Here is a 23,040-nt window from a genome sequence, read left to right on the forward strand (position 1 = left end):
AGGTCAGGTCAGGTCAGGTCAGGACAGGTCAGGTGATGGCACGTACACGACGTCGACGCGTCGTCGTCATCGGCGACGACGGCACCGCCCCGCTCGCCGTCGCTGCCGACCGGCTCGACTGGAAGCTCGTCGGAGTCGCTGAAGCTCCGTCGATCGCCGCGGCGATGCGCGCGAAGGAGCGCACGGTCGACGACGTGCTGGAGCGGTCGAAGGCCGACGTCGCGATCATCGGCACCAACCTCGCCCGCCGCGCCGACGACGTCCGAACTGCGGCGTCGCTCGGGCTCCACGTCGTCGTCGTACCCTCGCCGAAGCTCCGGTTGATCGACGTCGATCGCGCTGACGGCCACGCCGTCGACTCGATGAACGAACGAGTCACGGTCGGCGACCCGTTCCCCACCGCGCCTGCGACGCAACGCTGGTTCGCTCGCCTGCGCGAGCTCCCGGACATCGCCACGCTCACCGGCCGGCTGCGCCTCGGGCGCCACGACGAACTCGGCCACCTCTGGTCGCTCGTCGCCGGGGCCGTGCTGTCGGCGCGCCTACGCGGCCAGACGTCGCTGGCCGATGCGCGCATCGAGGCCGACTCGATAGCCGGTGCGACGCTACTCGAGGTGGGTTCGCTGTCGATGCGTCTCGTCGTCGACGATGCTGCCGAAGCGGGCACACCACTCCTCGAACTCCAAGCTGCCGGGCCAGCCGATGCGCTGCGACTCGAGATGTTCCCGACTCCGCATCTCGAGCACAATGGCTCGCCGGTCGACGTTCCCACTGCTCGACATCCGGCCGACGCGTTCGGTGCCACCGACCTGCTCGCCAACCTCGCCGCCGATATCGACACGGCGCGGCGGCCCGTGCTCGACGCACGATTCCACGACGACGTCGCACCGCTCGTCGCGGCCCTCCTCGCTCAGCGGAAGCGGTAGTCCTTCGGGAGCACGACGATGCCTTCGTCGCTCACGGTGAACTCGGAGCGATCCTGATCGAGATCGTGCCCCAGTCGCCGGAAGTCGGGGATGGCGACATTCTTGTCGACGATGCAGTTGTTGAGCCGAGCACCCGGACCGATGTGGACCCCTGGGAACAGGATCGAGTTGGTCACGTGCGCGTCGTGGTCGATGTAGGTGCCCGGTCCGACGATCGAGTTCTCGACGTGAGCGCCCGAGACGATCGACCCCTGACACAGCAGCGACCCGTCCACGAACGACGGCTCGCCGCCTCGACCGCGCGAGACCTTGGCGGGCGGTAGCGCCTTACGGGTCGTGAACACCGGCCAACGGTCGTTGTAGAGGTTGAACTGCGGGACCGGCGCGATGAGGTCCATGTTGGCGTGATAGAACGCGTCGATGGTGCCCACGTCGCGCCAGTAACCGCGCTCGCGATCGTCTTGGCCGGGGATGACGTTCTTCGAGAAGTCGTAGACGCGCGCATCACCGGTTGCGGTCAACGCCGGGATGACGTCGCCGCCCATGTCGGTGTACGGGCTCCCCTCGCCTTCGGCACGCGGGGTGACGATGTCGATCAAGGTCTCGGTGTCGAACACATAGTTGCCCATGCTCGCCAGGCAGCGAGTGTCGTCCCCCGGCATGGTCGGGGGTGACTCCACCTTCTCGTGGAACGCCAAGATGTTGCCGGCCTCGTCGGATTCGATGACACCGAACTCGCGAGCCTCGTGCTGAGGAACCGGAATCGCAGCGACCGTGACCCCCGAGCCGTTCGCCATGTGCTCCTCGACCATCTGGCGCGGATCCATGCGGTAGATGTGGTCGGCACCGAACACGCAGACGTAGTCGGGCTTTTCGTCGTGGATCAGGTTGAGGTTCTGATAGATGGCATCGGCCGAACCCTGGAACCAGTGCGGTCCGCGGCGCATCTGTGCCGGCACCGGCGTCACATAGTTGTCGAGCATCGCCGAGAACCGCCACGTCTGGGTGATGTGACGGTCGAGGCTGTGGCTCTTGTACTGCGTGAGCACGACGATCTTCAGATAGCCGGCATTGGCAAAGTTCGACAGGGCGAAATCGATCATGCGGTACGTGCCAGCGAACGGCACGGCGGGCTTGGCACGATCGTTGGTCAGCGGTTGCAGGCGCTTGCCCTCACCGCCTGCGAGGACGATGACGAGAACGTTCGGGTCAGAGATCATCGCCTCCGAACCTACCCCGTGCTGTCGACGGCGATGAGGAACTGGTGTGAACTCATGGTGTCACGGCAGGCAACTCATCGGAAACGACGAGCGATCGATACAACTCCTCGTACTCGCCAGCCGGTGCCGCCCACGACCAGTCGATGCTCGCCATTCGCTTCTGGAGCGCCAAGCGGCGACGCTTCTTCGAGACGCGACGACACGCCCGGAACAACGCTGCCAGCACATGCACCGACGTTGGACGTGCAGCGACGAAGCCGAGTCCATCGGCGCTCTCGTCGGCGTCGGGAACGGTGTCGACGAGACCGCCGACGGCCGTGACGACCGGGACGGTCGCGTACCGCATCGCCTGCATCTGCGTGAGACCGCATGGTTCGAACCGGCTCGGCATCACGAACAGATCGGCGCCGGCGAACATGAGATGCGACAGCGCCTCGTCGTAGCCCTCCACGAACGTGAACCAGTCGGGATGCGCCGTTCCGGCCGCTCGCAACTGTGCGGCGAGCGCAGCATCACCGGACCCCAGAACGGCGAGACGCAGCGGAATCTGATCGAGCAGGGCAAGGACGGGCACGAGCAGGTCGATGCCTTTCTGCTCGGTGAGTCGTGTCACCACCGTGGCCAGCGGGACCTCGTCGTCAGGCCAACCGAAACGCCCCAACAGGGCCAACCGGTTCGCTTCCTTTGCGTCGAGCGTTCGAGCGTCGAAGTTCGCAGCGATGTGCGGATCGGTCGCCGGATTCCACACGTCGGTGTCGATCCCGTTGAGAATGCCGATCACGGCGTCGCCTCGATGACGCAACGGCCCGTCGAGGCCGAACCCCCCGGCTGGGGTGCGGATCTCCTCGGCGTAGGTCGGCGACACCGCGACGATGCGATCAGCGAGCGCCATCGCGCCCGAGAGCGGATTGGTGCCGCCCCACCACTCGTAGTGTCCTGCGCGGGGGCCGATCAGACCGAGCCAGCCACCGTCGGCAACCCCCTGATACGCGAGGTTGTGGATCGACAGCACGGTCGGCGGTGGTGCATGGAGGGCCGCGAGCGCGGGGCCGGTGTGCCAGTCGTTGAGATGAAGTACGTCGGGAGCGACGTGCTCACAGTACGCCGCGACCGCTCGCGCGAATCCGAAGAACCGCTGATCGTTGTCGGGCCACCCTTCGCCGTTCGGCTGCAGGTACGGGTGGCTCCGCGCCAGCCCCGGGATGCTGATCGTCGTGAGTGCACCGACGTCGGGCTGATGACCGCGCCGAACCGTCGCTGCGCCGACCCAGTCGGGGACGTCGAGAGCGAACGTGGTCTCGTCGACGAGGGAGATCCCGCCGTAGTCGGGCATCACGAGATCGACCTCGACCCCCGATCGGCGAAGCTCTGCGACCAGACCGGCCGCGGCTGCCGCGAGCCCGCCGACGGTGGCGACCGGGGACAATTCGGCAGTGGCGAAGAGCACGCGCATGCGTCCATCATGGCCTGCCGCGAGCGGAGGCTGCTGACATCGACGCCCAGCGAGAGCCGGTAGGGCTGCCGACATCGCAGGTGCTGACCTCGGTACGGTGCACGAATGCGTCCGGGTTCGACCACATGTCGTGTCGCTGGGATCGTCGCGACGCTCGCCCTCCTCGGTGCCTGCGGATCCGATCCGACGGCGAACGACTCGGGCGCGGGGACGACGGCCGTCGACACGAACACGCCCGTGTCCACCATCGCGCCGGTCCTAGAGACCGCCGAGACGGACGAGACGGACGAGATCGACGAGACCGGCGCCGCCGAGCAGCAGTTCCCCGACGTCGTCGACGCGTCGGCGACGTTCGACGGTGCGACCTGGACGATCGCCGCCACGGTGTCTTCGCCGTACGACACGCCGGAGCGATATGCCGACGCCTGGCGGGTGATCGGCCCCGACGGCACCGTCTACGGCGAGCGGATCCTGACGCACGATCACGCCGACGAACAGCCGTTCACCCGCAGCCAGTCCGGTATCGAGATTCCCGCGGACGTCGATGAGGTCGTGATCGAAGGCCGGGATCAGGCCAACGGATGGGGCGGCTCGACGTTCGTTCTCGCGCTCCCCCGCTGACATCACCGGAATCCGCCCGGCGGCACCGGCCGCGGGGAACCCCGCAATGGTGTTGACTGGAACGGTGAGCGCCTCGACGACATCACCAGCGAACCCACCCGCCACCTCGACCGAGACCCCGCCCGCCGAACCGGACTCGGGAGCCGGCTCCAGCCGCGACTCCGGTGACGCCCAACTCAGCGACGACATCCGATTGCTCGGCCGTCTTCTCGGTGACGTCGTACGACGTGACGCAGGCGACGACACCTTCGATCTCATCGAATCGGTGCGACGGCTCGCTGTGCAGGGTCGACGAACCGGCAAGAGCAGGGTCGCCGAGCTCGAAGCTGCACTCGGCGCGCAGCCGATGGAGCAGCAGATCCACGTGATCCGGGCCTTCGACTGGCTCTCGCTGCTGGCGAACACCGCCGAAGACGTCCACGTCGAACGCCGACGACGGCATCACCGAGCGTCTCGGTCAGGCCCGCAGCCTGGAAGCCTCGTGTCCACCATCGACGACCTGGTGGCCGACGGGGTCGCCCCGGAACGCATCGCCGAGGTCGTCGCCGAACTCGAGGTGAGTCCGGTGATCACGGCGCATCCGACAGAGGTCCGGCGCAAGACGATCCTCGACGTGCTGGGCGTGGTCGCCGACCTGTTGGTGACCCGAAGCCGCCTCGCGGAGTCGGATCCCGAACGTGACGAGATCCGCGAGCAGATCGAGATCCGGGTGCTCACGCTCTGGCAGACCGCCATCCTCCGACTGTCGAAGCTTCGCGTGAGCGACGAGATCAACGAGGCACTCCGGTACTACTCGGCCAGCCTCTTCGACACCGTCCCCGAACTCGCTCGCGATATCCGCGAGTTGGTCGAATCCCGCACCGGCGCCGACGGCCTCGACACGACCGCGGTGATCTCGATGGGCTCATGGATCGGTGGCGATCGCGACGGCAACCCGTTCGTCACGGCCGACGTGATCCGTCAGGCGACCACCCGGCATGCACAGACCGCGCTCGAGCGACATCTCGTCGACCTGCGCCGGCTCTCGGTCGAGGTGTCGATGTCGGAGCGTCTCGTCACGCCGACGGCCGAACTCCTCGAGCTGGCGAGTCGATCGGGAGATGCCTCGCGGTTCCGCGCCGACGAGCCGTACCGCCGAGCTCTCCGCGGCATGTACGCCCGCCTGCACGCGTTTGCACTCGACGTGGTCGACGGCACCGACATCGTGCTCGACTGCCCGATCCCCGCGGTTCCGCTTCCGGCGTATGCGTCGCTCGACGAACTGCTCGTCGACCTCGACGTCGTCGCGGTGTCGCTGACGTCGCACGGTTCACAACCGCTGGCGACCGCGCAGATCGAACCGGTTCGTCGCCGCGTCGCCACGTTCGGGGCGCACCTGTGCGGCCTCGACATGCGCCAGAACTCAGCCGTCCACGAGCAGGTGATCGGCGCACTGCTCGATCAGGCCGGCGTGTGCAGGGACTACCTCGACCTCGATGAGGACGGACGCGTCGAGATCCTGACAGCGGAGCTCGCCAACCCGCGTTTGCTACGGCACCCGAACGCCGTGTTCGACGAGGACACGGCGAAGGAACTCGCCGTCCTCGACGCGGCCGCCGACGCCGTAGGTCGCCTGGGCCGTCGCGCCGTTCCCCACTACGTGATCTCGATGGCGACAGCCGTCAGCGACGTGCTCGAAGTCGCCGTCCTGCTCAAGGAGGTCGGGCTCATGCAAGTGGAGCGCGCAGGCCGCACCGCGTCGTGTGAGCTCGACATCGTGCCACTGTTCGAGACGATCGGCGACCTCGCCGGATCCGCCGACACCCTCCGGGCACTCCTGGTCCATCCGATCTACCGACAGCTCCTCGACTCCCGACACGGACGCCAGGAGGTGATGATCGGGTACTCCGACTCGAACAAGGACGGCGGCTACCTCTCCTCGCAGTGGAATCTGTTCGCTGCGCAGGCCGCGCTCGTCGACGCAGCGAACGATCACGGCGTGCGTCTCCGGTTGTTCCACGGCCGCGGCGGCACGGTCGGACGCGGTGGCGGCCCTGCCTACCAGGCGATCCTCGCGCAGCCGCCCGGGTCCGTCGACCGCTCGATCCGCGTGACCGAGCAGGGCGAGATGGTCGCAGCCAAGTACGCCCAGCCCGCCCTCGCCCGCCGTAACCTCGAAACCCTCGTGGCCGCGACACTGCGGGCGTCCTGCACGACGAGCGAGCGCGATGCGACCGACCCCCGCCACGTCGCCACGATGGACGAGCTCGCCTCGACGGCCTTCGACGCCTATCGAGCCCTGGTCTACGGCGACGACCGCTTCGTCACGTTCTTTCGGCAGATCACACCGACCAACGAGATCGCGTCGCTCAACGTCGGGAGCCGGCCCGCGTCACGCAAACGTTCCGACGCCATCGAAGACCTCCGTGCGATCCCGTGGGTGTTCGGCTGGACCCAGTGCCGCCTGATGATCCCCGCCTGGTACGGCGCCGGATCGGCCGTCGACGCGTTCGCCGCACACGAGTCGGACGCACCCGAACTGCTACGCGACATGTATCTGCACTGGCCGTTCTTCCGCACGATCATCGACAACATGGGCATGGTGCTCGCCAAGGCCGACATCGAGATCGGGCGCCGCTACGCCGACGTGTTGGTGACCGACGACGACATGCGGCGCGACATCTTCGGCCGGATCGAACACGAGCACGCGCTGACCCGGCGCTGGCACGCGGAGATCACCGGGTCGAGCGATCCGCTCAGCGACAACCCCTTGCTCGCCAAGAGCCTGCGGAACCGCTACCCCTACCTCGATCCGTTGCACGTGATGCAGGCCGATCTCCTGCGGCGATTCCGTGACGGCGACGACGACGAGTTGGTGCAGCGAGGCATCCAGCTGACGATCAACGCCATCGCCACCGGCATCCGCAACTCGGGCTGACGTCAGTCGCCGTGCTATCTCTCTGACCATGTCGACACGGTTTCCGGAACTCGGGTTCTACACGCTGGCCGGCGGTGCCCAGGATCCTCGCGACCTGGTGACGGAGTGTCGGGACGCCGAGGAGCTCGGCCTCGGCGCGGTGTTCATCAGCGAGCGGTTCAACGTCAAGGAGGCGGTCACGCTGTCCGGTGCTGCCGCCGTCGCCACGTCGTCGATGCAGATCATCACCGGCGCAACCAACCACAACACACGGCATCCGCTCGTGTCGGCGTCGTACGCGACCACCATGCACCGTTTGACCGGCGGACGGTTCGTTCTCGGGATCGGACGGGGCATCAAGCCGATGTTCGACGCGTTCGGCCTGCCCGCCATCACGACGGCGCAGATGGAGGACTTCGCGAACGTGATGCGGCGCCTGTGGCACGGCGAGACCGTCGTCCGCCATGACGGCCCGATGGGCTCGTACCCGGTGCTGCGCCTCGACCCCACCTTCGACGAAGACATTCCGCTCGGCCTCGTGGCGTTCGGCCCCAACTCGCTCGCGCTCGGTGGACGGGCGTTCGATCACGTGATCCTGCACACGTTCTTCACCGACGAGACGCTGCAACGGTGCGTCCGCATCGTGAAGCAAGCCGCCGAACAGGCCGGGCGCGACCCCGATGCGGTCACCGTGTGGTCGTGCTACGCGACGATCGGCGATCACCTCGCCGAACCGCTCCGACTCAAGAAGACCGTCGGGCGCCTCGCCACCTACCTGCAGGCGTACGGCGACCTGATGGTCGAGACGAACGATTGGGACCCCGCCGTGCTCGCCGCGTTCCGCGCGGACGACATGGTACGCACCTTCCCCGGAGCGATCGATGCGAAGGCGACCACCGAGCAGCTCGAACACATCGCCACACTGATCCCCGACGAGTGGCTCGCCCCCGCCGCCAACGGCAGCGCCGCGCAGTGCGCCACGGCGGTGCGACGCCAGCTCGAACTCGGCGCCGACGCGGTGATCATGCACGGCGCGAGTCCCGCCGAGCTGCGCCCGATCGTCGATGCCTACGCGGCGAGCATGTGATCTACTGGACGCATGGCTGACTTCCTGACCGATATCGAGACCCTTCGGGCCCGCGCCCGGGCAGGGATCGAGCAAGGGCCGATCACCGATGCGTACGGCGCCGACCGCGAGCGCGTCATCGAGGTACTCAACGAGGCGCTCGCCACCGAATTGGTGTGCGTCCTGCGCTACAAGCGGCACTACTACACGGCGACCGGGCTCAGCGCGGCACCGGTGGCCGCCGAGTTCCTGCAGCACGCCAACGAGGAGCAGGCCCACGCCGACCAGATCGCGCTGCGCATCACGCAATTGCAGGGCTCGCCGAACTTCGATCCGCAGGGCTTGGCCACCCGCTCGCACGCCGAATACGACGACTCGACCAACCTGCTCGACATGGTGAAAGAAGACCTCATCGCCGAGCGCATCGCGATCGAGAGCTACAGCGAGATCATCAAGTGGCTCGGCGACGGCGACTCGACGACGCGCCGCATGTTGGAGGACATCCTCGCGGTCGAAGAAGAGCACGCCGACGATCTGCTCTCGATCCTGGAGGAGATCCAGTAGACACGAATCAGCCGGTGCTGCGCGTCGGGTGCCCGATGTGGGCCCACGCGTCGTGGGTCGGCCGCTTCCTGTCGCCCGCCAACCGCGGGCGCGAACTCGCTGAGTACGCCGGGTGGTGCAACGCCGTCGAAGGCAATACGACGTTCTACGCACAGCCGCCCCCCGGCGTGGTGGCCCGCTGGGTCGAGCAGGCGCCGAGCGACTTTCGGTTCGCGTTCAAGCTGCCTCGCACGATCACCCACGAACACCGCCTGCGGCATGCCGAGGCGCCGCTGCGCTCGTTCCTCGGCGCCATCGAGCCGCTGGGCGAACGAGTCGGGCCGATCCAGATCCAGCTGCCGCCGTCGTTCGGACCCGAGTCGACCGATGCGCTCGAACGCTTCGTCCGCACGCTGCCGTCGGAGCAGCGCTTCGCCGTCGAGCTCCGCCACCACGGGTTCTTCGGCGACGCGGCGATGCGCCGTCGCGTCGACGACGTGCTCGACTCGTTCGACATCGGCCGAGTCGTCCTCGACACCCGACCGCTCTACCTCGATGCCCCGCGCACCGAAGCGGCCGTCGAGGAGCGTCGAACCAAGCCGAAGCTGCCCGTGCACGTCGACGTCGTCGGAGCTGCTCCGATCGTTCGCGTGATCGGAAGCGACAGCGTCGAGTCGACGCTCGACGGATTGCGGTCCTGGATCCCCCAACTCGTGTCGTGGATCGGAGAGGGACGCGAACCGCACGTGTTCGTCCACCAACCCGAGAACACCGAGTCGCCGGCGCTCGCCCGACGACTCCATACCGAGGTCGCGGCGAACGTTCCCGCGCTCCGAGCACTCCCCGAGCCACTTCCCGTCGCCCCCGCGGGCGAGGTCGTCGGCCAAGACACGTTGTTCTGATGCGCCTCGATGCTGATGCGCCTCGCTTGCCTCCGCCCATCCCTCACCGTCGTCGGCCGTCCCGGCGCTGCGCTGCCCGCTTGACGCTGGCCATCGGCGGCGTCACTCACTCGCATCGTTCACCGGGTGTTTCGACGGTCGGAATTCTCCGTGGCGGCGCCGACGCCTAGGGTCGACTGAACAACGCCTCGAACGAGGCCGACAGAAAAGAGACAGCATGTACACAGTTCGGCGGCGCCCATGAGCGCCCGTACGAGGTTCGCCGGTCGGCGGACACTGAGCACCTTCCTGGTGGCGGTCACCTTCCTCGCTGCAGCGTGCGGCAGCGACGATGCGACGACCGATGCCACCGCGACGGACGACGACTCCGGCGGCGCCACTGCGGCGACGCTGACGATCGGGGCGATCCCCGACCAGGAGCCCGAGCGGCTCCAACGCACGTACGACCTGCTCACCGACTACCTCGAATCGGAGCTGTCGGTCGACGTCGAGTATCTCCCGGTGACCGACTACCAGGGCGCGGTGACCGGCTTCCGCGTCGGCGACCTCGACGCCGTCTGGTTCGGCGCACTCTCGGGGATCCAGGCTCGTCTCGAAGTCGACGGCGCCGATGCGGTCGCCCAGCGCGACATCGACGAACAGTTCACCTCGGTGTTCATCGCCGGCGCCGACACCGGCATCGAGACCATCGGCGACGTCGCCGGCCTCGCCGCGCTGTCCGGGCGCTCCTTCACGTTCGGCTCGGAGTCGTCGACGTCGTCACGGCTGATGCCCCAGGCCTTCCTCGAACAGGCGGGTCTCGACATCGACGCCGACTTCGCCGGTCCGCCCGGGTTCGCCGGATCGCACGATGCGGTGATCGAAGTGGTCGAGTCCGGTTCGTTCGAGGTCGGCGTCGTCGCCGCCCAGGTCTGGGACGACCGACTCGCCGAGGGAGCGTTCGACGCCGATCGGGTCGTGGAGATCTTCCGGACCCCGGCCTATCCCAACTACCACTGGGTGGCGCAACCGACGCTCGACGAGCGTTTCGGCGAGGGCTTCGCCGACCGCTTCGTGGCCGCGCTCATGGCGCTCGACCCGAGCGTCGCCGAACACGCCGAGATCCTCGAACTGTTCGGCGCCGACTCCTTCATCACCACGCAGAACAGCAACTACGACGAGATGGAGAGCGTCGCGCGTTCGATCGGCCTGATCACCGGGTGACGGTCGAGCTGAACGGAGTGCGCCTCCGGTTCGGCTCGATCGAAGCGCTCGCCGGGGTCGACCTTCGCGTCGACCCCGGCGAACGCGTCGCCCTGATCGGACCGAGCGGCGCAGGAAAGTCGAGCCTGCTCGACGTGATCGGCGGGCTGAGCCCACCGACCGAGGGAACGGTGCGGGTCCTGGACACCGACCTGGGTCGCGGCATCGGAGCGCTGCCACGTCGGCAACGACGCCGCCACGGTCGACGAGTCGGGACGGTCTCCCAGCGGCACGATCTCGTCCTGTCGTTGCGAGTCGTGCACAACGTCAACGCCGGGCTGCTCGGCGACTGGTCGACCGCCCGAGCGCTCGCGTCGCTGATCGCGCCGAGCGGACGGGACCGCGTCGCTGCCACCCTCGACCTGGTCGGGCTCGCGCATCGCATCGACGCGCGGACCGGCGACCTGTCCGGCGGCGAACGCCAGCGCGTGGCGGTCGCTCGCGTGCTCCGACAGGACCCCGACCTGCTCCTCGCCGACGAGCCGACCTCGTCGGTCGACCCCACGCTGAGCGACCTGGTGATGGGGCTGCTGTGCCGACCGCGGTCCGAGGCCGAATCGACCACGATCGTCACGGTGCACGACCCTGCCCTCGCACTGCGGCACGCCACGAGGGTCGTCGGATTGCGTTCGGGACGGGTCGTACTCGATCGCCCCGCCGCCGAGGTCACCGACGCCGACCTCGACGCCGTCTATGCCGCATCGACGTCCCCACCGACATCTGGACCGACGTCCGGAACGACGTCCGGAACGACGTCCGGAACGACGTCAGCGAACTCGTCCGACTCGTCATCTGCGCCGTCGTCATGACTCGACGTCGCCTCACACCAGGTCGACGGGCTGCCCTCTTCGTCGCCGTCGCCGTCGTGTGGGCGATCCAACGAGCGGGTGTTGGCGACCGGATCGTCAACGGTCGAGGCTGGCCGAACTTCACCGAGTTCTGGACCTCGGTCACCAGCCCCGAACTGGGCGCCGACTTCCTCCGCCTCACCGTCGAAGCCGCAGGCGTCACGGTCGGCTTCGCCGTGCTCGGCACCCTGCTCTCGCTCGTCATCGGCGCGCTCGGCGCGCTGATGCTGTCGGAGCTGCTCTGGCCGAAGCCTGCACTGCGCAACCTCGCCCGTCTCGTCTTCATCGTCCCGCGAGCGGTGCACGAGGTCGTCTGGGCGATCCTGTTGCTGCAGATCTTCGGCTTCGACCCGATCGTCGCCATCGTCGCGATCGGCCTACCGTTCGGTGCGATCACCGCCCGGGTGTTCGCCGACACGATCGACGAGGCACCTACCGATCCCTACCACCGCTTGCGCAGCAGCGGAGCGACCCGGCTCACCGCCCTGGCGTACGGCGTGCTCCCAGCCATCCGAGGCGAACTCGCTTCCTACGCGTTCTACCGACTCGAATGCGCCATCCGCGCCGCCGCAGTCCTGGGCGTACTCGGTGCCGGCGGGATCGGTTTCCAGATCGATCTCAGCTTCGAATCGCTCCGCTACGAGGAGATCTGGACGCTCATCGCCGCGCTGATGATCCTCAGCGGCATCGCAGACTGGTGGTCCACGACGGTGCGACGCTCGACCGGACCGGCCGTGACTCGATGGTCGATCCTCGCCGGCGCGCTCCTCGTGCCGCTGTCGATCCGCTGGGTCGGCTTCGACCTTTCGACGCTCTGGAACGGGCGCTGGAGCGAGTTCGCCGGCGACCTGATCGGGGATCTCCTGCGACCGTCGGTCGGCCCACGAGGCTGGAGCGGCTACCTCGACGCGACGATCGACACGGTGGCCATGTCGATCATCGCCGCCGCGTTCGCCGTACCGCTCGCGCTCCTCGCTGCGATGTGGGCCGCTCGTTCCACCGGTCGCACCGATCGAACGTCCCCACTGGGCACGGTGCGCCGACGACTCGTCGCGTTGCTCCTCCTCCTCGCACGCGCCGTCCCCGCCCCGGTGTGGGCGTTCCTGATGGTGCTGGTGCTCTTCCCCGGCCCGTGGCCGGGTGCGATCGCCCTCGGCGTCTACAACGTCGGCGTCATCGGGCGGCTGTTCGCCGAGGTGCTGGAGGAGACGCCATCGGTCGCCAGCGACGCCCTCCGAGCCTCCGGCGCGACCGCCACGGCGGCCGTCGTGTACGGGCGGGTCTTCCCGGCGCTGGGGCGCCTGACGTCGATCGCGCTCTACCGATGGGAGGTGATCGCTCGCGAGACCGTCGTCGTCGGCGTCGTGGGAGCCGGTGGGCTCGGGCAGTTGATCCGCGAGCACCTCGCCGCGCGCAACTTTCCCGCTGTGTCGGGTTCGATCCTCGCGCTCATCGTCGTCGCGCTCGTGATCGATGTGATCAGCACCACGGCGAGGCGAGCCGTTCGACGCGGCGTACCCGAGCGGGAACCACCGTCGACCGCGCCGCCCGACTCGACTCCGACGAGCCCGTCGTCAGGCCCTGGGTCGACCAACCCCATTCCGGTCCCCTCATCGGCTCTACCATCGCGGTCGTGAACATCGATCGCCGCACACTCGACCTCGCCGCACCGGTGCTGTGCACCATCGGCGGCCTCGTCGCCGTCCTCGCCTCGCTCCGAAGCCGTCCGAGAAACGCCTCCGGCGTGCTCTCTGCCCTGCTCGGTTTCGTCGGCTCCGCCGCCTGGGCCGCCGCTGCGTACCAGGATTCACTCGACGCAACGCTCGTCGACGCCTCGCCCAGTTGATTGCGACACGGCGCGATGACGACCGACGCCGACGCCAGATGACCAACCGACGCACCGCGCGTCGAACCGTGTTGTCACACCCCATCTCTACGATCGTCCCGTGCCCTTTCGTCTGACTGTCGTCTCCCCTGGTTCCGAGATCGCCATGCTCGGCCGGGCGATCGAGCTCGCCAAGGGCGGCGACGCACTCCAGCCGGTCACCATCATCGTTCCCACCAACGTCTCCGGGGTGATGGCGCGGCGGGCACTCGGCCGCCAAGGCGGTGTCATCGGTATCGACATCATCACGATCAACCGACTGGCCGAACTCCTCGGAGGCCCGGCGATGGCGGCACAGCGGCGCCGGCCGGTGTCCAATCCCGTGCTCGACGCCACCATCAGCAAGGTGCTCGGCGAGCAACCGGGGGCGTTCGCCTCCGTCGCCGAGCACCCGACCACGATCGACGCACTCCGCCGACTGCACGTCGAACTGCGCCTGGCGGGTGAGGCCGTCGCCGAGCGGCTCGCTCAGCGACGCCGAGGCCGAGAGGTCGTGCGCGTCAGCGGCGCCGTCACCCGCATCCTCCAACGCCAGTGGTATGACGATGCCGACCTGCTCCTCGCCGCCACGGCACAGCTCGAAGATGGCGTACCCGATGGACTGCGTCAGGTGGTCCTCCACCTTCCCGGCCATCTCGACCCACTGGCCATCCAGTTCCTTCGCCATCTCGCGAGCCGTACGCATGTCACTGTCATCGCTGCCCTCACCGGTGATGCCGACGCCGATTTCGCAACGCTCGACACGCTCATCGCGCTCGGGTTCGAAGCGCCGTTCGAGGCGACTCCCGGCGCACCCGTTCCCGGGTCGACGCAGGTGAGTCCTCGACGCGTGGTGTCGACGACCGACGCCGACGACGAGGTCGCCCACGCGGTGCGGGCGATCATCGAGGCGGCCCGCGGCGACCTGCTCGGGCGTCCGGTCGCCTTCGATCGCATCGCCGTGCTCTGGACCGCCCATCGGCCTTACGCTCGTCTCGTCGAGCATCATCTGACCGCAGCTGGCATCGACTGGAACGGCCGCGGCGGCACGGAGTTGACCGAGCGCCAGGTCCCGCGACTGCTTCTCGAGGTGCTCGATGTCGACCGCCGGGGGCTCCGGCGGCGCGTCTTGTTCGACCTACTCGCCGACGTTGCCCCACGTGCCGCCGACGGTCGCCCCATCGGCTCGGTCTCCGAGTGGGAACGGGCCAGCCGAGCCGCCGGCGTGAGCGACGACGACGACTGGGTTCCTCGACTCGAAGCGCTGGCGGCAGCGCCGCGTTGGACCCAGGCTGCGACCTCGTTGTCGGAGTTCGTGACCGACCTGCGCGCCCGGCTCGGCGATCGCCGGATGACCCGCACGTGGAGCGGGTGGGTCGACTGGAGCATCGAGATGCTCGAATGGTGGCTCGGCCGAGGCGCACATCAGCGCCTCGCCGATGCCGACTACACCGCGTGGGAAACCACCATGTCCGTCCTCGAGCGGCTTCGCAGCCTCGATCTGGTCGACGACCCGACGTCACGACCGCGGTTTCGAGCCGCATTGGAGCGTGAGCTGTCGGCCAGCACCAGCACGTCCGGACGCGTCGGTAGCGGTGTCACGGTGAGCTCGCTCGGCGCCGCAGGCGGGCTCGACATCGATCTCGCCGTCGTCCTCGGGTGCGCCGACGGCCTCCTCCCTCCGTTGTCGAGCAGCGATCCGCTGATCGGCGACGACGACCGCCGACACGCAGGACTCTCAGGGGCTCAGGTGTCGGCGAGCCGGCTCCAGCACGCGTTCCGTTCGGTCGTGGACTCAGCCGACACCGTCATCACGATGCCCCGCGGCGACCTGCGCTCCATGGCTGCCCACCAGCCGAGTCGGATGCTGCAGTCGATGGGTATCGACCGCATCGAACACGCCCCCTCGCACTCCGCCGGGCTCGCTGCGGTGGCATTCGCCGCAAGCGAGCGCGAGCGACGGCTGAGCGACCTGCTTCGGGTCACCGCGGCCGGTGCGGCGATCGACGAACTCGCCGATCCGCCGCTGGCACAGCGACTCGTGATGCATCGCGAGCGGGCTGGTGATCGACTCTCCATCTACGACGGCGATCTCTCCGGCGCCGGGGTGTCACCGCTCGGCTCCGAGGCCGTGTCGCCGACGCGAATCGAAGCATGGGCGTCGTGCCCTCACGGCTACTTCGTGCAGTACCTCCTCGGCGTACGGCCCGTCGAGGAGCCCGACGCCGACATCGCGATCACCCGATCCGAGAGCGGATCGCTCCACCACAAGGTGCTCGACCGGTTCCACCGCGACGTCCTCGATGAGCGACTCCCCCAACCCGGGGCGCACGGATGGGGCGAGACCCACCGCGAGGCGCTTCTCACCCACTTCGACGACGTCTGCGCAGAGCACCAACGCCAGGGCAAGGTGGGGCGCCCGGCGACCTGGGCCGGCCAGCGACTGCGAATGCGCGACGACCTGCTCGGCTGGCTCGACCACGACGGTGAGATCGCGGCCGCTCGTGGCGCGGTCATCCTCGACTCCGAGCACGCATTTCCCGCGCTCGGTGAAGTTCGCTCACACCACGACGAGCATCACAGCGAGCACGAACCAGGTGGCACGATCTCGTCCGGCGATGTCTGGTTGCCGCTCCCCGATGGTCGACAGCTCCCGATCCGCGGCTCGGTCGATCGTCTCGATCGATGCGCCGACGGACTGATCGTCATCACCGACCACAAGACCGGCAAGCCCGACAACTATCGCAAGCTCTGCGCCGAGGACCCGACCCTCGCCGGCACCGTGTTCCAACTCCCCGCCTACGCCGCTGCGGCGATGGTGCGCTTCGGCGCCGCTCCGGGCCCCACCGACACTCGGGTGCGCTCCGAGTACTCGATGTTCGCGCAGGGAAACTACGGGCGGTTCGGTTTCGAGCTCACCTCCGACGTGTGGGCTCGCGTTCGCGACGACCTCGGCGGTGTCGTCGACGGGATCGAGCAAGGCTGGTACCCGAATCGCCCTGACAAACCTGGCTTTCGTACCTACATCGCGTGCCGGTACTGTGATCCCGACGGGCTGGGGACGGACGCAGCGTGGGATCGCTGGGCACGCAAACGCCACGACGACCGGGTGCACCGCTGGTTCGGCGACGACACCGTCGGGACCGACGACACTGTTGGGACCGACGACGCCGCAGACACGGCGAATGCCATCGTGTCGAGCACCACGAGCGACGGGAGCAATGATGTCTGAGGCTCCCGACCGGCTCGCCGAACGGCCGCCACCGCCCGACGAGGCCGATCGCAGCCGGATCCGGAACGATCTCGATGCAACGCTGTTCGTCGAGGCGGGAGCGGGAGCCGGCAAGACGACCGCGTTGGTCCAACGTGTCGTCAACCTGGTCCGCTCGGGGATTCCGATCACGTCGATCGCGGCGATCACCTTCACCGAGAAAGCTGCCGCCGAGCTCCGGTCTCGACTGCGCTCCGAGCTGTCGTTGCTCGACCTGCCCGCTGCTCGCACCGCCGCCAGCGAACTCGACCATGCGCCGATCGGCACGCTGCATGCGTTCGCTCGACGGATTCTCAACGACGTACCGATCCAAGCGGGTTTGCCGCCGGGCTTCGGCGTCCTCGCCGAACTCGAGAGCAACGTCCGGTTCGCCGACGAATGGTCCGACTTGCTCGACCGCCTTCTCGCCGACGCCGAACCGGATGGCGGTGTCGTCGAGGGCGGTCGATTGCTCGTCGATCTCTGTGAGTTCGACGGCTTCGGCGTCCAGACCGGTCTCCGCAAGGTGGCAACCGATTTTCGCGCCAACTGGGACCTCGTCGTCGATCGCGTCGACGACACCCCTCCGCCTCCGTTCCGCCTCGCTGCCAAGCCGATCGCCGACCTGGCTGCTGACATCGCCGCGACGCCGGTTCCCGAGGGCGACCAGCAGGCCGTACTCCTCGCCAGACTCCGCACGGCCGCTACTCGACTCGCCGCAACCGACGATCTGTACTCGCAACTCAGACTGATCGCCGAGATCGCCCCGATCATCGGCAAGGCGAAGCGGGGCAGCAAGGCCAAGTGGAAGGGGCTCGGAGTCGCCGCGCTCGACGAACTCCGCGAGCGCGAGGCTGATCTGGCCGCACGAGCGGCCGCCGAACTGCGCCGAACGTGCGAGTACCGCCGAAACGCGATCGGCGTGATCTGCCGTCGATTCGTCCTCGACGCCGTTCGTCGCCGCGTCGAAGCAGGTGTTCTCGACTTCCACGATCTCCTCGTCCACGCTCGCCGCGTCTTGTCCACGCGTCCGGAGGTCCGCACCGAGCTGCATCAGCGGTACCAGCGGGTGCTCCTCGACGAGTTCCAAGACACCGATCCGATCCAGCTCGAGATCGCCGTGCGACTCACCGCAGCGCCCGATGATCCCGCCCACGACCACGACTGGCGCACACTCCGTCCGGTACCGGGACGCCTGTTCATCGTCGGCGACCCGAAGCAGTCGATCTACCGGTTCCGTCGGGCCGACATCTCCCAGTACCTCGCTGCGGCCGATCAACTCGGCGCCGACATCGCTCGGCTGTCGGCGAACTTCCGCTCGACCGACGCCGTCATCGACGCGACCAACGCACTGTTCGAACAGGTGATTCTCGACGATCCGGGCGCGCAGCCACCGTTCCAGCACCTCGATGCTGCTCGCGCCGATGCGCATCGGCACCACGGCAGCGTGCACGTCCTCGGAGCTGAGCACCACGCGGATCTGGCCGCCGCGCCGCAGGGTGGCACGGTCTCGAAAGCAGACGAACTGCGTCGCCGAGAAGCCCTCGACGTCGTCGGTACGGTCATCACGGCGCTCGACGACGGCTGGCTGGTCGTCGACGACGACACCAAGCAGCTTCGCCCCTGTCGCCCCGGCGACATCTGCATTCTCCTGCCCACTCGATCGTCGCTCGCAGCACTCGACCGCGAGTTCCGGGCGACGACCGTGCCCTACCGCGCCGAGAACACCTCTTCGGTGTACGCATCGAGCGAGGTGCGAGCCCTGCTGCTGGCATTGCGCGCCGCCGACGACCCGACCGATGAGCTGGCACTGGTCGCCACGCTCCGCTCCACGCTCTACGGCTGCAGCGACCCCGATCTGCTGACCTGGAAACGAGCTGGCGGCACCTGGGGGCTCTGGCAGGCGCCACCGGAGGGGTTCGACGACCACATCGTCGCCGTCTCGATTCGCCACCTCCGCGACGTCGCCGAACGGTGCTCGACCACCAGCGCGGCCGACCTGCTCAGCGCCATCGCCGACGAGTGCCGAGTCTTCGATCTCGCACTCGTCGACGCCGATCATCGCGACGTCTGGCGACGGGTGCGCTTCGTGATCGATCAGGCACGAGCGTGGGCCGACGCCGGCGGCCGCGGCATCCGTCGCTACCTGTCGTGGACCCAACTCCAGGCGTCCACCGGCACGGTCTCGGAGTCCATCCTGCCCGAACACGACCACGACGCCGTACGGCTCATGACCGTGCACGCGTCCAAGGGGCTCGAGTTCCCCATCACGATCGTGAGCGGACTCACCGGTCGACCGCGCGGCCGCAGCAGCACCGACGTGATCTGGGATGGCGACTCGTGGCACTTCGTCGGGAGCAAGGACGATGGTCTCGACGAGGTGCGTGAACGTGACGCGACGATGAGCGAGGCCGAGCGGCGCCGCCTGCTCTACGTGGCGTGCACCCGCGCCGTCGACCACCTGGTCATCTCGCTCCACCGGGCACGGCCCGACGACAAGATCCACGCCCTCGAGGTCGACACCCTCACATCTGCAGAGTTGCTGTGGCGCTGCGGCGCCGCGGAGATCGGCACACCGTTCGAGCTGCCCTCCGGACGTTCGGTCAACGCCGCCGACGTCACGAGGTCGCACCCGGCCACCCCGCAGATCGACCTCGCCGAGTGGCGGCGCGAGCTCGAACACATCCACGACGTGGCATCTCGACGCGGTGCGGTGGCTGCGACCCGACTGGCCGACGAGGTGCGGCTTCGACGGGACCGCGACCCTGCAGCGTCCGCGGCTCGTCTCGATCGGCAACCCGAGATCTCCATCCCACCATGGCAGCGCGGCCGCTATGGCACGTCGATCGGCCGAGCAGTGCACGGCACCTTGCAGTTCTGCGATCTCGTCACCGGCGATGACGTCGACGACATCGCGCGAGCCCAGTGCGCCGTCGAAGGCATCGTCGGGTTCGACCGCCGTGTCGGCGAGCTCGTCCGATCGGCGCTCGCTGCGCCGATCGTGCGCTCCATGGCCGCGGGAGCCGAGCACTGGCGGGAATTGTTCATCGCAGCCCCGATCGGTGCCCGCGTGTTGGAGGGCTACATCGACGCGCTGGTCCGAACCCCAGACGGTCTCCTGATCGTCGACTACAAGACCGATTCGTGGTCCGGGCCCGTGCAGACACGCGAGCGCGTCGGTCGGTACCGCACGCAACTCGCCGCGTACGGCGCTGCGTTGGAAGCCACGCTGGGCGAACAGGTGGCCGGCGGGGTGCTCGTGCGGTGCATCGCTGGCGAGCCCGCCGAGGAGGTCTGGATCGAGCACTGGCGTGAAGCGGTGGACGAGGTGACCTCGCTCGTCAGCTGACCGAGCGACCAGCAACGACGTCGTTCATCGTTTGGTCCACACCGAGGCGACCAGCTGCAGTGTCGACTTCGGGTCCCTGTCGGCCTCACCACCGCCGTCTTCGACGTCGTCGAGGAGCGAGTCGGCATCTTCCTCAGATGTGCGATGCTGGCGCACTCGGGCAGCAGCAACGTCGGTACTCGGGGTCACCGCGGTTCGGCCGAGGGCGAAGATCCCACGGAATCCGATGTCGAGCATCCTGCGCAGGAGCACGAGCGCGATGAGTACCGCTCCGGCGATCGCGGCTGGCACCCCGATCGTCGCCAGCAACAGCCGACGATCTTCCAACATCGGGCTGAGCAGTCCGGAGTCGACGGTTGAACCGTCGACGTTCAAGGTCTGCACCGGATCCTCGAACGTCGGACAGTCGACCGCAGTGTCTTCGAGACCAACCACGGCGTCGCCGCCGAACAGCGGAGCGTCAGGCGTCACCTTCGACGAGAGCACGCCGATCGACGGGTCGACCGACGCCGACACCAGATAGCCCGCTCCGACGTCGAGATATTTCGAGTCGGGGCCGAACCGAACGTCGATCATGCCACCGACAGCAAAAGGGCGCGAGTCACCGGCCTTGAGCTGATCGATCTGGAAGCGCACCGTGCCTTTCTCGATCAGGCCGTCTTTGTCGAGCACCGTGCCCACGAACGCCACATCTGCGATCTCCGGGGGCGTGCAACCGGGCGGCACCGGGAGCAGCGACGGCGGGCCGTCGACCGGCGCAGGCTCGGGCGGCGGAACCGGCGCGGCGGCAGCCGAGCTCGACACACCCCACAGCACCCCGACGGTGATCACCATCGTCCGAACGATCCCGAGCAGCACACGACGATCGTACCGACCCCGCTGCGTCGCAGACGGGCACCGGCCAGCCTGCAGCGAATGCCCAGCCTGCAGCGAATGCCCAGCCTGCAACGAATGCCCAGCCTGCAACGAATGCCGCGCCTGCAACGAATGCGCTGTCAGCGACCGGTGAAGCGCGGCGGCCGTTTCTCGATGAAGGCCCGCATCGCTTCGGCCGTGTCGGCGGTGCTGAAGTTCACCGTCTGCGAGAGTCCCTCGTCGTCGAGCGCCTCTTCCAGGGTGACGTTGAGCGAGTTGCTCAGCAGGCGCTTGGTCATCGCCAGCGCGATCGGCGGACCCGAGGCGAGACGCTGCGCCCAGTCGTCGACGAATGCATCGAGGTCGCTCGCCGGAACGATCCGGTTCACGAGGCCGATCGCCTCTGCCTCCTTCGCATCGATGATGTCGGCGAGGAGCGCAAGTTCCTTCGCCTTGTGCATGCCCACCCGGCGAGGCAGGAAGAACGAGCCACCGAAGTCGATGCTGAGACCTCGTCGAGCGAAGATCTCGGAATATCGCGAGGTGTCGTCGCCGACGACCATGTCACAGGCGAGCGCCATGTTGAGGCCCGCTCCGACCGCGACGCCGCGAACCTTTGCGATCGTGGGTTGCGGCAGACGATGCAGCGCCATGCAGATCTCGGTGATGTTACGCATCGACGCCAACTGGTGCGGACGAGGTTCGGGTGACGAGACGCTGGCGTTCGCGGTTTCATCCATCCCGCCCACATCGGCACCCGAGCAGAAGTCACCGCCTGCGCCAGTCAGCACGAGCACGCGGTCGGTGGTGCTGTCTGCCACCTCACGAAACGCGACCAACAACTCGTTCCACATCACCCCGTTGGCCGCGTTCTTGCGGTGCGGACGATTCATCGTGATCGTCACCACCCCGTCGTCGGAACGTTCAACGTTGATGGTTTCGCGTGCGTCAGTAGACATCTGGCCCACGATACTGATGACCATGGGCTTCAATCCGTACCGGAAGTTTCGAGCCAAACCGGCGGACTACGTCTTCGTGATCGCTGGCGTCATCACGTCGCTCGCGCTCGTCGCCTGGGCATTTCTCGGCTGAGCGCCAGCTGGCGTCTGACTCATCGCCCGTCAGAATGCCGCTTCGATCACGCGGAGTTCGATACCGGTGATGGTCACCACGTCGAAGCGCAGTGATCGCCGCGGCGTCGACGTGGCCTGCAGCCATTCGACGGCGAGCCGGCGGATCCGACGCTGCTTGTCAGGCCCGACTGCCCATGCCGGGGAGCCGTGGCGAGCCGAACGGCGCGCTTTGACTTCGCTGAACACGATGGTCCCGTCGCGTTCGAGAATCAGGTCGAGTTCGCCGCTCGAGCCCCGCCAGTTGCGGGCGAGGATCGTGTAGCCGTTGCGTCGATAATGCGACGCGGCGAGGTCTTCGCCCCAACGGCCCCGGGCGACGTTGGAACGATCGGATCGAGATGAGCGCGCGCCCATGTTCCTCCTTCGCTGGTGAGCGTCGGAGCCGCAGGGCTCGAGTGGGCACCGTGGTGCCGAGTGCGGGGCGCTGCACCAGCGCCCGTCGCGTCAGAAGTCGCGCTTCTCGCGGATTCGAGCGGCCTTGCCCTTGCGGTCGCGCAGGTAGTACAGCTTCGCTCGGCGGACGTCGCCACGCTTGACGAGTTCGATCTTCTGCACGGTCGGCGTGTGCAGCGGGAACGTCCGCTCGACGCCGACGCCGTAGCTCAACTTGCGCACCGTGTAGGTCTCCTGCAAGCCGCCACCCTGGCGAGCGATGACGTCGCCCTGGAACACCTGCACACGCTCCTTGCCGCCCTCGACGACGCGCACGTGCACCTTCAACTCGTCACCGGCCTGGAAGTCGGGGATGTCGTCGCGGAGCGAATCGTTGTCGATGAGGTCGGTGGCTTTCATGGCGTCTACCTGCTAGTTGAGATCGGGGCCTGGACCGCTTCGGTGCCAAGCGAACTCGCACGCATCAGTGCGAGCGGCCG

The 23,040-nt window shown here is 67.9% G+C and carries 18 protein-coding genes; 12 read left to right on the forward strand and 6 right to left on the reverse strand.

Annotation, left to right across the window (positions count from 1 at the left end; translation table 11 throughout):
* Positions 1–35: 35 nt before the first annotated feature.
* On the forward strand, positions 36–926 hold the full coding sequence (locus ACE37B_RS03250; RefSeq protein WP_409921843.1) for a hypothetical protein: 891 nt from the start codon (positions 36–38) through the stop codon (positions 924–926).
* Here the strand turns inward: ACE37B_RS03250 and glgC are convergent.
* Together glgC and ACE37B_RS03260 are read right to left on the reverse strand one after the other, a co-directional pair.
* On the reverse strand, positions 911–2,146 hold the full coding sequence (gene glgC, locus ACE37B_RS03255) for a glucose-1-phosphate adenylyltransferase (protein WP_409921844.1): 1,236 nt from the start codon (positions 2,144–2,146) through the stop codon (positions 911–913). The genes ACE37B_RS03250 and glgC overlap by 16 nt on opposite strands.
* Before the next feature lie 52 nt (positions 2,147–2,198).
* A complete protein-coding gene (locus ACE37B_RS03260; protein WP_409921845.1) occupies positions 2,199–3,599 on the reverse strand; it encodes a glycogen synthase in 1,401 nt (466 codons plus the stop codon).
* Between the two features lie 105 nt (positions 3,600–3,704).
* Here ACE37B_RS03260 and ACE37B_RS03265 point away from each other — a divergent pair, with 105 nt between their 5' ends.
* The 11 genes from ACE37B_RS03265 to ACE37B_RS03315 all read left to right on the forward strand — a co-directional run bounded on the left by ACE37B_RS03265 (position 3,705) and on the right by ACE37B_RS03315 (position 20,180).
* Positions 3,705–4,220 carry a hypothetical protein gene (locus tag ACE37B_RS03265; protein WP_409921846.1) on the forward strand — a complete coding sequence of 172 codons (516 nt, stop codon included), beginning with the start codon at positions 3,705–3,707 and terminating at the stop codon, positions 4,218–4,220.
* Between the two features lie 64 nt (positions 4,221–4,284).
* Complete coding sequence (ppc, locus tag ACE37B_RS03270) at positions 4,285–7,137, forward strand: phosphoenolpyruvate carboxylase (protein WP_409921847.1); 2,853 nt, start codon at positions 4,285–4,287, stop codon at positions 7,135–7,137.
* 28 nt (positions 7,138–7,165) lie between these two features.
* A complete protein-coding gene (locus tag ACE37B_RS03275; RefSeq protein ID WP_409921848.1) occupies positions 7,166–8,203 on the forward strand; it encodes a TIGR03857 family LLM class F420-dependent oxidoreductase in 1,038 nt (345 codons plus the stop codon).
* A 12-nt stretch (positions 8,204–8,215) separates the two neighbouring features.
* Positions 8,216–8,746 carry a bacterioferritin gene (locus ACE37B_RS03280; RefSeq protein WP_409921849.1) on the forward strand — a complete coding sequence of 177 codons (531 nt, stop codon included), beginning with the start codon at positions 8,216–8,218 and terminating at the stop codon, positions 8,744–8,746.
* Between the two features lie 14 nt (positions 8,747–8,760).
* Positions 8,761–9,627, forward strand: a complete 867-nt coding sequence (locus ACE37B_RS03285; protein ID WP_409921850.1) for a DUF72 domain-containing protein — start codon at positions 8,761–8,763, stop codon at positions 9,625–9,627.
* 240 nt (positions 9,628–9,867) lie between these two features.
* A complete protein-coding gene (locus ACE37B_RS03290; RefSeq protein WP_409921851.1) occupies positions 9,868–10,830 on the forward strand; it encodes a putative selenate ABC transporter substrate-binding protein in 963 nt (320 codons plus the stop codon).
* Positions 10,827–11,678, forward strand: coding sequence for a phosphonate ABC transporter ATP-binding protein (locus ACE37B_RS03295; protein WP_409921852.1), 852 nt, complete (start codon positions 10,827–10,829; stop codon positions 11,676–11,678). Before ACE37B_RS03290 ends, ACE37B_RS03295 begins: the two co-directional genes overlap by 4 nt.
* Complete coding sequence (locus ACE37B_RS03300) at positions 11,675–13,354, forward strand: PhnE/PtxC family ABC transporter permease (protein WP_409921853.1); 1,680 nt, start codon at positions 11,675–11,677, stop codon at positions 13,352–13,354. The genes ACE37B_RS03295 and ACE37B_RS03300 overlap by 4 nt, the downstream gene beginning before the upstream one ends.
* Positions 13,351–13,563, forward strand: coding sequence for a hypothetical protein (locus ACE37B_RS03305; protein WP_409921854.1), 213 nt, complete (start codon positions 13,351–13,353; stop codon positions 13,561–13,563). Before ACE37B_RS03300 ends, ACE37B_RS03305 begins: the two co-directional genes overlap by 4 nt.
* A 100-nt stretch (positions 13,564–13,663) precedes the next feature.
* Entirely contained in the window at positions 13,664–16,813 is a 3,150-nt protein-coding gene (locus ACE37B_RS03310; RefSeq protein WP_409921855.1) for a PD-(D/E)XK nuclease family protein, read from the forward strand.
* Positions 16,803–20,180, forward strand: coding sequence for a UvrD-helicase domain-containing protein (locus ACE37B_RS03315; RefSeq protein WP_409921856.1), 3,378 nt, complete (start codon positions 16,803–16,805; stop codon positions 20,178–20,180). The genes ACE37B_RS03310 and ACE37B_RS03315 overlap by 11 nt, the downstream gene beginning before the upstream one ends.
* A 24-nt stretch (positions 20,181–20,204) precedes the next feature.
* Here ACE37B_RS03315 and ACE37B_RS03320 read toward each other — a convergent pair whose 3' ends face one another.
* The 4 genes from ACE37B_RS03320 to rplS all read right to left on the reverse strand — a co-directional run bounded on the left by ACE37B_RS03320 (position 20,205) and on the right by rplS (position 22,960).
* Entirely contained in the window at positions 20,205–21,038 is an 834-nt protein-coding gene (locus ACE37B_RS03320; protein WP_409921857.1) for a hypothetical protein, read from the reverse strand.
* A 137-nt stretch (positions 21,039–21,175) separates the two neighbouring features.
* A complete protein-coding gene (locus ACE37B_RS03325; protein ID WP_409921858.1) occupies positions 21,176–21,994 on the reverse strand; it encodes an enoyl-CoA hydratase/isomerase family protein in 819 nt (272 codons plus the stop codon).
* A gap of 162 nt (positions 21,995–22,156) precedes the next feature.
* Positions 22,157–22,522, reverse strand: a complete 366-nt coding sequence (locus tag ACE37B_RS03330; RefSeq protein ID WP_409921859.1) for a YraN family protein — start codon at positions 22,520–22,522, stop codon at positions 22,157–22,159.
* Between the two features lie 90 nt (positions 22,523–22,612).
* Positions 22,613–22,960, reverse strand: coding sequence for a 50S ribosomal protein L19 (gene rplS, locus ACE37B_RS03335; protein WP_409921860.1), 348 nt, complete (start codon positions 22,958–22,960; stop codon positions 22,613–22,615).
* Positions 22,961–23,040: the final 80 nt, after the last annotated feature.

Origin of the sequence: Ilumatobacter sp. (assembly GCF_046290335.1) — a bacterium.
GTDB lineage: Bacteria > Actinomycetota > Acidimicrobiia > Acidimicrobiales > Ilumatobacteraceae > Ilumatobacter_A.